At 39.3% G+C, this 14,541-nt stretch carries 14 protein-coding genes; 12 read left to right on the top strand and 2 right to left on the bottom strand.

Annotation, left to right across the window (positions count from 1 at the left end; all coding sequences use genetic code 11):
• Nucleotides 1-619 precede the first annotated feature (619 nt).
• The 5 genes from ACE38V_RS05235 (at nucleotide 620) to spoIIQ (ending at nucleotide 6,272) form a co-directional block, all read left to right on the top strand.
• Nucleotides 620-859 carry a DUF1146 family protein gene (locus ACE38V_RS05235; protein WP_375840438.1) on the top strand — a complete coding sequence of 80 codons (240 nt, stop codon included), beginning with the start codon at nucleotides 620-622 and terminating at the stop codon, nucleotides 857-859.
• A gap of 332 nt (nucleotides 860-1,191) precedes the next feature.
• A complete protein-coding gene (locus tag ACE38V_RS05230) occupies nucleotides 1,192-1,935 on the top strand; it encodes a YwmB family TATA-box binding protein (protein ID WP_375840154.1) in 744 nt (247 codons plus the stop codon).
• 32 nt (nucleotides 1,936-1,967) lie between these two features.
• The gene (gene murA / locus ACE38V_RS05225; RefSeq protein WP_375840153.1) at nucleotides 1,968-3,278 is read left to right on the top strand and encodes a UDP-N-acetylglucosamine 1-carboxyvinyltransferase; all 1,311 of its coding nucleotides are present in this window, start codon (nucleotides 1,968-1,970) and stop codon (nucleotides 3,276-3,278) included.
• Nucleotides 3,279-3,528: 250 nt separating this feature from the next.
• Nucleotides 3,529-4,560 (top strand): stage II sporulation protein D, encoded by a 1,032-nt coding sequence (spoIID, locus tag ACE38V_RS05220; protein WP_375840152.1) that lies wholly within the window; start codon nucleotides 3,529-3,531, stop codon nucleotides 4,558-4,560.
• Between the two features lie 782 nt (nucleotides 4,561-5,342).
• Nucleotides 5,343-6,272 carry a stage II sporulation protein SpoIIQ gene (gene spoIIQ / locus ACE38V_RS05215; RefSeq protein ID WP_375840151.1) on the top strand — a complete coding sequence of 310 codons (930 nt, stop codon included), beginning with the start codon at nucleotides 5,343-5,345 and terminating at the stop codon, nucleotides 6,270-6,272.
• 107 nt (nucleotides 6,273-6,379) lie between these two features.
• Here spoIIQ and ACE38V_RS05210 read toward each other — a convergent pair whose 3' ends face one another.
• Nucleotides 6,380-7,666, bottom strand: a complete 1,287-nt coding sequence (locus ACE38V_RS05210) for an N-acetylmuramoyl-L-alanine amidase family protein (RefSeq protein WP_375840150.1) — start codon at nucleotides 7,664-7,666, stop codon at nucleotides 6,380-6,382.
• A 585-nt stretch (nucleotides 7,667-8,251) separates the two neighbouring features.
• Between ACE38V_RS05210 and spoIIID the strand changes: the two genes are divergently transcribed.
• From spoIIID to ACE38V_RS05175, 7 genes are all read left to right on the top strand, one after another.
• Nucleotides 8,252-8,524 (top strand): sporulation transcriptional regulator SpoIIID, encoded by a 273-nt coding sequence (gene spoIIID / locus ACE38V_RS05205; RefSeq protein WP_075983156.1) that lies wholly within the window; start codon nucleotides 8,252-8,254, stop codon nucleotides 8,522-8,524.
• Between the two features lie 455 nt (nucleotides 8,525-8,979).
• Complete coding sequence (gene mreB / locus ACE38V_RS05200) at nucleotides 8,980-9,981, top strand: rod shape-determining protein (protein WP_375840149.1); 1,002 nt, start codon at nucleotides 8,980-8,982, stop codon at nucleotides 9,979-9,981.
• A 259-nt stretch (nucleotides 9,982-10,240) separates the two neighbouring features.
• The gene (locus ACE38V_RS05195; protein WP_375840148.1) at nucleotides 10,241-11,077 is read left to right on the top strand and encodes a flagellar hook-basal body protein; all 837 of its coding nucleotides are present in this window, start codon (nucleotides 10,241-10,243) and stop codon (nucleotides 11,075-11,077) included.
• Between the two features lie 53 nt (nucleotides 11,078-11,130).
• Nucleotides 11,131-11,973 carry a flagellar hook-basal body protein gene (locus ACE38V_RS05190; protein WP_375840147.1) on the top strand — a complete coding sequence of 281 codons (843 nt, stop codon included), beginning with the start codon at nucleotides 11,131-11,133 and terminating at the stop codon, nucleotides 11,971-11,973.
• A 14-nt stretch (nucleotides 11,974-11,987) separates the two neighbouring features.
• Entirely contained in the window at nucleotides 11,988-12,266 is a 279-nt protein-coding gene (locus tag ACE38V_RS05185; RefSeq protein ID WP_375840146.1) for a DNA-directed RNA polymerase subunit beta, read from the top strand.
• A gap of 889 nt (nucleotides 12,267-13,155) precedes the next feature.
• Nucleotides 13,156-13,581 carry a 3-hydroxyacyl-ACP dehydratase FabZ gene (gene fabZ / locus ACE38V_RS05180; RefSeq protein ID WP_375840145.1) on the top strand — a complete coding sequence of 142 codons (426 nt, stop codon included), beginning with the start codon at nucleotides 13,156-13,158 and terminating at the stop codon, nucleotides 13,579-13,581.
• A gap of 424 nt (nucleotides 13,582-14,005) precedes the next feature.
• Nucleotides 14,006-14,341: a hypothetical protein gene (locus ACE38V_RS05175; protein WP_375840144.1), complete on the top strand. Its 336-nt coding sequence runs from the start codon at nucleotides 14,006-14,008 to the stop codon at nucleotides 14,339-14,341.
• Between the two features lie 113 nt (nucleotides 14,342-14,454).
• On the opposite strand, the gene ACE38V_RS05170 is transcribed toward ACE38V_RS05175, so the two are convergent.
• Nucleotides 14,455-14,541: IS3 family transposase (locus tag ACE38V_RS05170; protein ID WP_375839666.1), on the bottom strand; the 87-nt coding region annotated here is incomplete at its 5' end.

The following is a 14,541-nucleotide window of genomic DNA, read 5'->3' as shown; positions in this document are numbered from 1 at the left end:
CCCAGGATAAATGTCGAATTTAATCGAAATGCATTACAATTGTAAAATAAGCAATAAACTCTCACTGATACACTCTTCACACCAATTCTCTTGGATGTCTTGGTTAGCACTTGCGGTTCATTGGATTTGCCAAAAGGACAGTTTAATAGGCCGGATACTACAAAAGTGCCCATTGAGGAGAACATCTATAGGCCAGTCCAGCTACGGTTCATACATCTACCAAAAACACCGTTATCCCCAAATTCATTTTTATCGAAAAAATAAGTATATGCAGTCAAGCAATTACCTATGTTCAAAACGAATTTTTGTCATGAAAAAGTGATGAATTTTACAAAGTTGAAATATTTTTAAAATATTTTACATATATTTTTTTCAAAAGGGGTGGGATTACTTTCCTATTAAATCAAACGGTGCTAAAATGTATTTGGGATATGAGTTTTCAGGAAAAATTTTGGTAGTTATATCAAAAATCAATCATGGAGCAGATTGAATGAAGATGCCTATGATGATGGATGAAATTACAATGATATAGGTGAAAAAATGGTTAGCCTAATGTAAGAATTATGCCATCTGGCTCTTTTTTTTACGGAGAAAAAATGGAAGAAGGAGGGGAGAAATGATGATGGCTGATTTCGGACAGCAGGCATTAATAAGTATTTTCTCACACTTAGTTTTTATTGCTTTAGCGTGGTGGGCTTTGCAAGCGATTCAATTTGAACGATTGCTAAAGAAAAATCATGTATTCCAAGCAAGATTACTGTTTATATTATTGTCTATTGCCCTTGGATCGATTGTAAGTAACTTTTTCCTGGATTATCTTCTCTGGTCCCAGCAACTACCACAAATACTGCAAAGATAGTTTTATCCCAAAGGTAAAAATTGGACTTAATGAAGCGACAGTTCTTGTGATATAGTGATCATTTCTATATCACATTGATTTTATACATACCAAATGAATTCGTTAAAAGGATTTGAAAGGCCAAAATTCATTCATCGGTTAAAATGGTAAAAATTTAGGCCTTCATACATGTATCTTTTTCTTCCCAATTTAGGTAGAATTTAATTTGTGTGTGTTTAAAGTAAAATTGGAAAAGTAACCCTGCTTTTCGAGATTGTCAAAAAGTGACGACATTTCCCAAGTATGTCCCCTGAAACTTTGGTAACAATGGTATTAAGGGGAGGAGACATACTATGAAAGAAATGAAGCTTTATATTTCAATCATGGTTGTGATTGGCTTTCTGCTGTCAAGCCATGGGATCCAAGCAAAGGAAGCGAGCGCGGATACGGATTTAATGACGTTAGTAAGTGGAATTCAAGGCGAAAATATTATTATCAATGGATGGTCTCTGCATGCAAGAGAAAAATTGGAATTTGTTTCTAATCAAGCAGAAATCAAGAAGTATGTAAAAACACTTCAACAGCAATTTTCCGATTGGAAATGGAGCGCAGAAACGGACCAAAACCATTGGCAATCGAAAGCCGTTCTATCGCGAGAAAATAGAGAAGAAAGCATCACCATTCTTTCAACCCTCACAAATGACAATAAGGAAACGTACTTGTTATATGAGGTAAAGGGAAAGGATTTGGACAACAAAAGCAAGCAATTCTTAAAAAGTGAATTACCTGAAAAGCTTTCAGACATTTTTCGGGGAAATGCCACAATTTTCTCTTGTATAAAAGGCGAATTCAATGATAATATGGAAACGTCATTGCCTAATACTGTAAATAAATTATTGAAAGCATATAAGGCGAAAGAAATCGAAGGCTTAAAGGAAAAATCATTTATTTCGATCTCAGCCTATTCACCATTTTTTGAAGAATCTCTTTTCTCAAGCAGTCATGATATAAACATGCAAATTGGACTTAGAAATGAAGGATTGGGCTCGGTAACGACCTTCGTAGTTGGAACCCCAATCATAACGATTGAATATTAATATATAGATATTGGACGCGGAGGGGAATACACTTGGAAAAAATCATCGTCCGCGGCGGAAAAAGGCTTAGCGGTTCTGTAAAAGTAGAAGGAGCAAAGAATGCTGTTTTGCCAGTTATCGCCGCATCATTATTAGCAAGTGATGGAAAAAGCGTAATTCGTGATGTGCCAACTCTCTCCGATGTATACACAATCAATGAAGTATTACGCTATTTAAACGCTGATGTCGCGTTTAACAATAACGAAATCACTGTCGATGCATCTAGAGAGTTAAAGAACGAAGCACCTTTTGAATATGTACGTAAAATGCGTGCTTCTGTTTTAGTTATGGGATCTTTATTAGCGCGTAATGGCCGTGCTCGTGTAGCATTGCCAGGTGGATGCGCAATTGGATCACGTCCGATTGACCAGCATTTAAAAGGTTTTGAAGCAATGGGTGCAACTGTAAAGGTTGGGAATGGCTTTATTGAAGCAGAAGTAGAGGGTCGCCTGCAAGGAGCAAAGGTTTATTTGGATTTCCCAAGTGTTGGTGCAACTGAAAATATTATGATGGCTGCTACACTCGCAGAAGGCACAACGACGATTGAAAATTGTGCAAAGGAACCAGAAATTGTGGACTTAGCCAATTTCCTTAATAAAATGGGTGCAAAAGTAAGAGGCGCCGGCACAGGAACAATCCGTATTGAAGGCGTTAAAGTGCTTTTTGGTGCAGATCATATCATGATTCCTGATCGCATTGAAGCAGGGACTTTCATGGTGGCTGCAGCCATCACGGGTGGAAATGTACTCGTGAAGGGTGCCGTTCCAGAGCATTTAACTTCTTTAATTGCGAAGATGGAAGAAATGGGCGTTACGATTATTGAAGAAGATGATGGAGTTCGTGTCATTGGTCCTGATGAATTAAAGGCGGTGGATATCAAAACCATGCCGCATCCAGGCTTCCCAACTGACATGCAAGCACAAATGATGTCCTTATTATTACATGCTAAGGGCACAAGCATGATTACGGAAACGGTATTTGAAAACCGCTTCATGCATGTGGAGGAATTCCGCAGAATGAATGCAGATATTAAAATTGAAGGCCGTTCTGTTATTATGAATGGACCATCTAATCTACAAGGTGCCGAAGTAGCTGCAACTGACCTTCGTGCGGCAGCGGCCTTAATTTTATCTGGCTTAGTAGCAGATGGAATGACACGCGTAACGGAATTGAAGCATTTAGATAGAGGCTATGTCAATTTCCATCAGAAGCTAGCTGACTTAGGTGCAAATATCGAACGTATTAATGAAGCAGATGAAATTCCAACTGTTCCAAACACATTTGTATCTGATTTAAACGCATAATTTTTTATATGATATGGATCATGAGCCGTAGAAGTGGCTGCTTCTGCGGTTTTTTATTTTACGAAAAAAACAATGATATAAATAATATGGTCCAAAAACCAAAAAATTAAACCTCTGATTTTGCATAAAGGATGTTTTTTTTCATGTCATAAATGCTTGTCCAACTCCATAAGATTGAATGTAGAGAGCTCGGCATTCTTATTTAAGGAATCGTGTGCCTGAGATATTCATCGTATGGAGGCTCAAAAACATGACAAAAATCAAACCTATCATCACACTAGCCATTATTTTATTCACCGTCACCTTATTGGTACCATCATTACTCGTTATCCCTTTTTCCGGTGAAAGGGCGAGCGGGGAGTTCACTGAAAATCTAACGAAGGAAAAGGTACCAAAGAGGGAGGCCAAAGAGACAGGAACTGGACCAGCCGTAGAAGTGTCCGTCTATCGAACAGAGAAGGAAAAGCTAGAAAGACTCCCTCTTGATCAATATGTCATTGGGGTTGTAGCCTCAGAAATGCCAGCTGACTTTGAAATGGAAGCTTTAAAGGCCCAGGCCTTAACGGCAAGAACCTATATTGTAAAGCAGCTGATGAGCAACAAGAAATCGAACCTCCCTCAAGGAGCCCTAGTCTCCGATACTATTCTCCATCAAGTTTTTAAAAACACAAACGACTTAAAGCAGGAATGGGGTATGGATTATCAGTGGAAAATGAAAAAAATCCAAGATGCCGTTCATGCAACAAGTGGTGAAATCATTACTTATCAAGGAAGTCTGATTGATGCAACCTTTTATTCAACAAGTAACGGCTACACAGAGGATTCCGGAGAAATTTGGAGCAATCAATTTCCTTATTTAACAAGCGTCCCAAGCCCCTGGGATAAGGACTCACCAAAATTCAACAGTCAAAAGGTTATGACCATCTCGCAATTCGAGACCATCCTTGGCGTAAAACTAAGTGGGCAAAATATCGGAACCGTCACCGCCAGAACTGAAGGAAAACGGGTCTCTAAGGTGGAAGTCGGGGGAAAAACGTTTAAAGGAGAAGACATCCGCGAAAAACTAGGCCTCAAGTCAACCGATTTTAGCTGGGAACGTAAAGGAGAAAACATCATTATCAAAACCAAAGGCTACGGTCACGGAGTAGGCATGAGCCAATATGGCGCCAACGGAATGGCCAAGGCCGGCAAAACCTATAAAGACATCGTCAAATACTATTACAAAGGAGTCAGTGTTTCATCCTCAAGTCCTTTCTTAAATAAGATTATGGCGAAGAAATAAGGAGTATTGTCATGAGATCAAACCTGGGGTGGGTTTGGTCTTTTTTTTGAGGGGGGAGAAGGAGGTATGGGGTTATTAGTGTGAAGAAAGTGGAAGAATAAAGGCAACTGGCGAATGATGGGTGTGAAAAGGGGAGACTGATAAAAAAAGCTTTTGATCAGGGAGAGGAAGGAACGGAAAAAACCCGAATTGAAAGAAGAGAAACTGTTATCAATATAAAAGCTCGCGGGTCCGAAAGATTGGGAGTATTCGGACAGGAATCGGGGGAAACGAGCAAAAGGAGTCCGAAAGAGTGGTTCATTCACATTCAAGCAGGAATCAATAATAAAGAGTCCTTCCTCCGTGTCCGAATAAACGATAAATTCAAACGGAAGTCAACGGAAATTACTTTTAAAATGAAATTACCTTATAAAAAATCAATCCCCCTCAAACCAAACGAGAAGTCTAAGTCCATTCACTTAATCCAGTCACACACATTCAGAATGCCCAAAAAAATTTCCAACTCGCAAGCCCTAATCCTGGCGGTCCTTTATCCCAAGCTAGAAACTAAACAATGATTCCATCCCCCAAACCCTTATCCTACAAAAAAACAATAGCCCATCCCCCAAACCCTCGATAAAAGAACCTCCTAATCCTGGAACGAACCCCCCAGTCCCTTCAAAAAAATTCACCCCCCATGAATAATCCGTCATCCAATTGCAAAAACTAAGCAAAAAAAATTTTTTTCAAGCCATGTATATAATTTTTCAGAATTGTTCAGAATGATTGCTGAGGTGATGAAAATGAGAGAGGAAGAAAAGAAACAATCTTCTCAGAAGGCAGGGTTCAAGCGCTTCTTTAAAAAGCGTTGGGTATTCCCAGCAGTATACATTGCAAGCGCAGCAATCATTCTAACCGCGGTTCTTTGGTATCAAAACATCAGCAAGGATCAAAATACGGATAAGTATAAGTATGAGGCTACTAAGGATGCAGGGAAAAATAAGAAAGAACCTGCTGTTGAGGTCAATCGCTCCATGGAAAATTTTGTGATGCCTGTGACTAATCCCGATACAGTGGAAATAGACAAGCAATTCTATGATATGAATGGTAGCGAAAAAGAGCAAGAGGATGCTCTGGTGGTCTATAATAATACGTATTATCCGAGCACGGGAATTGATATCAAATCAAAAGACGGAAAAACCTTTAATGTGGTTGCCGCATTAAGTGGAACCGTTACAAGCGTGAAAGAGGATTCGCTATTAGGAAATGTGATTGAGATTGAGCATGATGAAGGCATTATCACGCAATATCAATCCATTGCGGACATCAGTGTGAAGGAAGGCGATCAAATCGAACAAGGACAAACCCTTGCTAAGGCAGGAAAAAGCCAATTTGATGAAAAAGCTGGCATCCATGTTCATTTTGAAATTCGCAAAGACAACGTCCCAGTCAATCCGTTAGATTATTTTAACAGACCTTTCAGTGCCTTGCAGGAAGCCGATGTCACTGGTACAACAAAGCCAGTGGATAACAGCGGTGCTACAGACAATTCAACTGAGGGTGCTGATAAAGCAACTGACCCAGAATCAAAGGATTCAACTTCTGACAAAAAAGTAGATTCTGATCAATCTAACCAAACAGACGAAGACGAAGTGAAAACCAATAACTCAGATGTCGACACGAATAGCCCCTCTGATGAAGAGAGCCTAAACAATGATTCAGTAGGTGCCTAATTGTAAAAGGCACAAACCTTCATTCTTAAAAATAGAAAAACCCCGCAGTCGTAATAATGACTGCGGGACTTTTTTCGTTTAAAAACAAATAGCCTGTCCATAACAACCTATTTATTTTCAAAGTATACTTTTAAACCCTCAACGACTGCACTTGCAACTTTTTGAAAGTAGGAAGTAGTTGAAATTTTGGTTTCTTCATTTGGATTAGAGAGGAATCCTAGCTCTAACAAAGTAGCTGGTTGATTATTTTCCCGTAAAACATGGAGGTCGCCATATTTGGTTCCTCTATTTTTCATGCCGGTGTAATCAATTAATACTTCGCGAATATAGTTGGATAATGGGTAATCCTTGCTCTTTGAATAATAGAAGGTTTCGATTCCCGCAGCTGTTTTGCTGCCGGAATTGAAGTGGATACTTACAAAAGCATCTGCCTTATATTGGTGGCTGATGGTCACACGAGCAGGTAATGAAATGTAGGTATCAGTTGATCTGGTTAAAACAACCTTTGTTCCTTCTTTTTCAAGAAGAGATTTAATTTGTTGGACTACTTTTAAAGTTAATGTCTTCTCATTAAATTTCTTTCCAAGTGCACCTGGGTCATATCCGCCGTGTCCGGCATCCAAAACGATGACTTTATCTTCAATTGACCTTGAAGAGGGATCATTGGAAGAAGGTTTGGCAGGAGGTGTTGATGGTTTTTTGGTACTTAGGTATGTAAGAGAAGCCCAGCCGGTTTTTCCCGCCTTTGTTTTGATTTTTCCCCAATTTCCCTGTGTGGCAGTCACCTGAACCGCTTCATTCTTTTTAATCGTGAAAAGAATATTTTTCGATGAGGACGTAGATGTTGATGAGCGAACATTTAATACATCTGCAGTCACATAATAGGTTTTCACGGTGTTTGATGGAGTCGCGACTGAAACTGGTTTTGTGGAAATATGATTTAGAGAAAGCCATCCATATGCCTTTTTGTTTGAAATATAAACCTTTCCCCAATTACCATGCTGACCCTTAATGGTCACTGTAGTTCCTTTTTTTAAACTAGTTAACTTGGCGCTGCTTGTACTTGGTGATTTTCGTACGTTAAGGTATGTGGCATTTACATACCCCTTCCAGCTAACATAAGCTAAATACTTTGATGAAACCCATCCTTTCGTCTTTCCGGCTGTTATGTAGGACCAACTGCCCGATACTTTAGAGACGGAAACCACTTGGTTTTTCTTTAAAGAACCAATGGCAGAATACTGCGTTCCCGCCTTTGAACGTACATTCAGCGATGTTGCGTTCACTTTACTTTTATAGGTTGTCGAGGCTTCTGCTGGTCTTTCCAGTAGCGTAAGAAAGGAAAGGAATAGGATAAAAGTTATAAAAACTTTTAAAAAAGAGTTTAGCTTCATCAATATTCACCCCTTTCCTAGAAACTTTTAGATATTTTCTATCTCTATATAACTATACAATATATATAAAAATTTTGGTGGAAAAAGTGGTAAAAGACCCAATTCTGATAAAAAAATGGGAAAAAACTCATATTTTATCAGATGATAGGAAATTTTCGATTAAAAAGGAAATTTATGAATATTTCCCGAGAAATTTGTCGGGAAAATGATCAATAAACGACGAATAAATACATAAGCATTGTGGAAAAATGAGTTTTTGTCGATTTGCCATTATTTGACGACGGAATACCGATCTTTTAATGGCAGGATAGGAGTGAAAAGGATCTAAAGCGTCCTATTTTTCAAAAAATTTATACAATGCCTTGTCCAGATTGGATTTTTCGTGCATAATCCCGTATCCAAGCTAATACAATGGTTACAAACCTATAAAGAGAGTGTTTGAGGTGGGGGATCGTTTGAACAGTATTTGAAGAGGATTTCGTTGAAGACCTGTTTATTTTTCGTAATAGCAGAAGGTGTGTCTGAAGGTAAAAGCGAGAGTCTCATTTCACGCTTCTCACATCCATTTTAGGGAGGGCGAGTGGTGTGCACGATTACATCAAAGAGAGAACTATCAAGATTGGAAAGTATATCGTGGAGACGAGAAAAACGGTTCGCGTGATTGCGAAGGAGTTTGGCGTATCCAAAAGTACGGTCCATAAAGACTTGACAGAAAGGCTTCCTGAAATTAATCCAGAGCTTGCTAACGAGGTAAAGGAAATATTAGATTATCATAAATCCATCCGTCATTTACGTGGCGGCGAAGCAACCAAGCTAAAGTATAAGAAAGAAGAACTGGAAGGGGAGCCTGTCCAATAAAGAGGAGGCACCCAACTGTGTCCATGAAAAGCGGAGTCTAGTCAGGCGAAGGAGTATATTTTGCCAGACTAGACTTTTGGCATGTAGGAAAGCCTGTTTTATAGTCCAACATCCCCCTCAATAAAAAAACGCCTCACAATCCTCAAAAGAGAAGATTAGACTCCCCTTAATTGGTCAAACTAAGGGCAAAGCCACGAATCTGACATAGGATAGGTCAAAATTTGACAAAATGTTACTTTCTTCTGACAAAGTATGATAGAATATTCAATTAGGGTAGCACATGATTTGAAAAGTTAATATGTAGTTCACTTGTTGGCGCCGTAAGTCATGGTTGAAGTGGCAACAAGCATATAGAGAATATAAAAATCTGCGAGAGTATGCTGCTGAATATGAGTCTAATAATTTAGGTGATCACAGGTCGAACCGGACTATTTGCTCAAGGAGGATATTAAGGAATGTTTGCTAGGGATATAGGAATTGATTTGGGAACGGCTAATGTACTGATTCATGTAAAGGGCCGTGGAATTGTACTGAATGAACCATCTGTTGTGGCGATTGATAAATCCACCAATAAAGTATTGGCGGTAGGTGAGGAAGCAAGAAAAATGGTCGGTCGTACACCAGGAAACATCGTAGCTATCCGTCCTTTAAAAGACGGCGTTATCGCTGACTTTGATGTTACGGAGGCAATGTTAAAACATTTTATTAACAAATTAAATGTTAAAGGCTTTCTTTCCAAACCACGCATCTTGATTTGTTGCCCAACAAACATTACAAGTGTGGAGCAAAAAGCAATTAAAGAAGCAGCAGAAAAGAGCGGCGGGAAAAAAATCTACTTAGAAGAAGAACCAAAGGTAGCTGCTATTGGCGCCGGCATGGATATATTCCAACCTAGCGGAAATATGGTCGTTGATATCGGTGGCGGAACCACAGATGTTGCCGTTCTTTCCATGGGGGATATCGTTACTTCCTCTTCTATCAAAATGGCTGGAGATAAATTTGATAATGAAATTCTCCAATACATTAAGCGTGAATACAAGTTATTAATTGGGGAACGTACAGCAGAAAATATCAAGATCAATATCGGAACGGTATTCCCAGATTCTCGACATGAAGAAATGGAAATTCGCGGCCGTGATATGGTTTCAGGCCTACCAAGAACGATTACAGTCCATTCTGAAGAAATTGAGCATGCCCTTCGTGAATCTGTTGCGGTCATCGTTCAAGCAGCAAAAAGCGTCCTAGAAAGAACACCACCTGAGTTATCAGCAGATATTATCGATCGCGGAGTTATCTTAACAGGGGGCGGAGCGCTTCTTCACGGAATTGATATGCTTTTAGCTGAAGAATTAAAGGTTCCTGTTCTTGTTGCAGAGGATCCAATGGATTGTGTCGCGGTTGGAACAGGAATGATGTTAGATAACATCGATAAGCTTCCAAAAAGAAGACTAGGTTAATTTATATAAGGGAAAAAGTGGCTCGCATTGGCAGAAACATAATAGTTTTCCAATGTTGGTCGCTTTTTTCTACTTTTTCGACACCTTTTTCGCAAAAATATACTGTTTATTCGAAAAAACTTTTTTATAATAGATATAAGTGAAAATCTGTCTAATGAATGTTCATGTAATATTTTTGATAAAATGAAATCAATTTGAGCGCAAAGTGGTTCTGATTATAGCAAAAAAGTGCGCTTCTATTTTACCTGAGGTGATGGATATGTTTAGAGGGTTCTATACCGTAGCGTCCGGAATGCTGGCCCAGCAGCGCAAAACAGAGATGCTTTCGAATAATATGGCAGGCGCAAATACACCGGGATTTAAGGCGGATCAAGCTTCCTTGAGAGCATTCCCAGCGATGCTATTAAATAGAATCGATCAAAAAACGATTCCCACAGAAAGCGGGTTAAATCTTCCCGTAAATAATCGAGTAGGTGCATTGAATACCGGTGTCTATATGCAGGAAGCCATTCCAAAATTCATTCAGGGTGATCCCCGCGAGACAGGATTAAATACCGACCTTGCGCTTATTGATATCAATATGCCGGTTAACCGTGAAAATGGGCAAAAAGGTTCTGTTTTTTTTACGGTTGAAGGTGCAGATGGAAAACCGCATTATACAAGAAACGGGAACTTTACCCTCGATGGTTTAGGCTTTTTAACAACGGCAAGTGGACAATATGTTTTAGATGATCAAGGAAATCGCATTCAACTTTCAAGCGAGAATTTTAAAGTGAATGATACTGGTCTTGTGACAGACGAAACAGGTGCCAGAGCAAGAATCGGCATCGGCTATTCTGATAATCCACTGGAGTTAATCAAAGAAGGCGATGGACTCTATCGGACAGAGGACGGGACTGCGTTGAATAGTGCTTATAACACAGAAGGCATCCAGTTCAAAACCCAGCAAGGCTTCTTGGAAGATTCCAATGTCGATATTAATCAGACAATGACCGACATGCTCTCTTCCTATCGTGCGTTTGAAGCCAATCAAAAGGTGCTGCAAGCTTATGATCGCAGCATGGAAAAAGCAGCAAATGAAATTGGAAAGCTTTAAGAATGGTTATTCTCATATAGAAATAGTCATCTTTTAGAAGGGGGGAGCAACGCTTGAATCGGGTAATGATTACAGCATCGAATACACTTTCACAATTGCAAAAGCAAATGGATATCATCAGTAATAATATTGCGAACGTGGATACCACAGGATATAAACGAAGAGAAGCACAATTTACAGATTTATTATATCAGCAATTTAATAACCAGCCAGTCAAAGGGAACGAGGTTGGACGTTTAACACCAAACGGAATTCGTCAAGGAAATGGGGCAAAGCTCGCTCAGTCAAAGCTCGTCATGACTCAGGGACCCATTAAGAGCACCTCGCGCTCACTCGATACAGCTTTTACAAAAGAAGGGCAGATGTATAAAGTTCTTGTGCAAAATGGAAACGAAATGGACATAAACTATACAAGAAACGGGGCTCTGTATTTATCACCTGTTTCAGACAATGAAGTGATGCTTGTTAACGGTGACGGATATCCTATTCTGGATGAAAATGACCAGCCAATTTCGATTACTGGGGATGTAGCGAATTATACCGTTACAGAAAATGGTCAACTTGTTGCCGATATGAGTAACGGCAGAAGACAAACCTTTAATCTGGGTGTTGTTCAGGTGAACAAGCCGCAATTCTTGGAGCAAAAAGGAAACAGTTTGTATGGAATGCCATCTAATTATGCCGAGCTTGATGCAACCGTGGATGATATTGTCACGGATTTAAATGGACCATTACGAAACCAAATCGGCATTCAAGGCAGTGCCCTCGAGCAATCCAATGTTGACTTGTCGAAGGAAATGACTGATTTAATCAATGTTCAAAGAGCTTACCAATTTCAATCTCGTTCCGTCACGTTATCTGACCAAATGCAAGGTCTTGTCAATGGAATTCGTTAAAAGGGGTTAAAATGATGTCAGTAAACAATAATAGCCATGAAGCTTCGGTAACACGTGAGCAGGTGAAAAAAGAACGTGATGCACAAACGGAGAAATTAAGTGAAAAAAGAAAAAGAATCCGCGTGCGCCTGATTCCCGTTTGGCTTCGGGTCATCATTGTTGCGGTTGTCATGGTACTCGCCTTATTGCTCGGTGCCATCATCGGCTACAGCGCCCTCGGTAACGGAAAACCCGGTGAAGTATTTCATAAATCAACTTGGACTCATATCGTTGATTTGGTAGATAAGGAATAGAGTTTTACGATTTTAGGTAGTGCAGGAAGAGGGAATATTCCTAACGGTTCTGCAACTATCGCAAAACGTCAATTTACACAGGAAAATGCAAACTAAAATGTAATAAAATGTAGGACAAATGGGAAGGCTAGAGAGATTAAAAAACATTAGAAATAGTAAGGGTTTATCCCCTTGCTATTTTTGTTTTTAATGGCTAATTCTTCGGATTGCGAATGACGAATGATCCTCATTAAGAAGTTTACAAACCATTTTCGATTTCTCCTTATCGATTTCGTGTATGTATGAGAATTCATAGGCGGAGAATTTCCTGCTAATGTATAGAGAGGAAGCTTAAGTAGCAGATATAAGCGGAGATATTCCGATTAACTGCACTAAATAAGACAAAATCCAAAGATTTGGATCATATAAACGGAAAAACTTCCCTTATTTTTAAGGAAATATGGGTATTTCCCAATATAGACGGAATTTTTCCGTTTATTTTTCATACACAGTAAAATCAACATTCAGTTCTAACAGAGGCTAACCTTAAATTAAAAATTTGCAAGTAAAAATGTCGTGTATTTTGCTGCGGTACACTGGATATTGTATTCCTACATTTTAATATCCAAATTCTCCAAAAATAATGATCGAACTCCCCTTATATCAACAAAAATAGACCTACAAATTACCATACAATTTGAAGGCCATTTCGCCTTACATTTTTAATGTTTGCAATAGTTAACGGAACCCGTTAGAACATTCCCCTCTTCCTTTTCTCATCTCAAAGGTGGGAGTTTTCGCCGTTATTTTGTACCAAAACAAAAGAAGAATTCATCTGAATCCATTTGGACATTTTCAAAAACTTCCATTACAATGTACATAGAACCTAATATTAGTAGGAGGTACTAAAATGCTAGATATTACACAAATCAAAGAAATATTGCCGCACCGTTATCCATTTTTATTAGTTGATAAAATATTAGAAGTCGAAGAAGGAAAAAGAGCTGTCGGCATCAAAAACGTCACAGCGAACGAAGAATTCTTCACCGGCCATTTTCCCAATTACCCTGTAATGCCAGGCGTTCTCATCGTCGAAGCGCTTGCCCAGGTAGGTGCCGTATCCGTTCTTATCAAAGAAGAGTACCGTGGAAAAATCGGCTTCTTTGCAGGTATTGACAACTGCCGCTTCAAAAGACAAGTAAAACCCGGCGACCAGCTTCGCCTCGAAGTAGAAATGCTTCGCCTACGTAAATCCTTCGGCAAAGCCAAGGCGATAGCTACCGTTGACGGAGAACTCGCTTGCGAAGCGGAAATCAGCTTTGGGTTTGGAGAATAAGATTTGATTTTGAAGGGACTGCTCTTGAATTGGAGAGTGGTCCTTTTATTTTGGCTGTTTTTTGCAAAAATTGTTAGTTTTTAGAGCGGATTATAGATTAACTATTATTGTAAGAGCTTCTATTTTGGAGATGCAAGTTATGGGGATTTGTTAAGGCTGTCTGAGCAGGTGCTTGATTTGGACTGGAAGCCAAGAAGATCCACCCAATCACTTCAAATGAAAAATTTTGTTATAAAGCCAAAAAATAGTCTTCTCAAAACGTGTCCCCTAATTCCTTAACCATCCAGCTCATTTTCCATTTCCCACCATGTAAAATATCCCCCACTACGGGGCAACCTACAAAAGACCAACGGCAACGTCGGTCTATGGGCATCAACTTCAGAGCAAAGTTTAGATTTACTAAGATGAAAGGAGGATTTTGCGAATGAAAAAGCTTTTATCGTTATTAGGTTGTTCTTTGTTATCAGCAATGTTTTTAGTGGGGTGTGGAATAAATGATGATGATGACGATCAAAATCCACCGCCAGATGTAGGGAACCCAGCGGATACCAATGATAATAATGTTAATAATGATGCAGACAACAACAACGATAACGACGATGCGGATGACAATGATGTAAACAATCCAATGGATCAAAAGGAAGATAACGATATCAATACAGATGATGATGGAGATCCGGCATCTGACAACAATGATCCGGGTGAAGAAATCATTGAAGACCAAAGAGATGCAAATGACAAGGACAATAAAGACCGCTAAAACAGCTGATCCAAGTCAGCGGGCGCAAATACATAAGGAATTTGTTTCCCGCAAAAAAAGAGGCTTACCAGCATTAAAGTGTACCCTTTGTAAAGGACATTTAAAAAAAAGGCCTAGGCTATCTGTAAAAGATGATTCCTGTACTGTACAGGAGTCATCTTTTTTAGGTTCCATTGGTATCTAGTATGGTTATAGTGTCG

Origin of the sequence: Cytobacillus sp. Hz8, assembly GCF_042263505.1 — a bacterium.
Lineage (GTDB): Bacteria > Bacillota > Bacilli > Bacillales > Cytobacillaceae > Bacillus_BE.
This window is presented reverse-complemented; position numbering and strand designations above follow the sequence as displayed.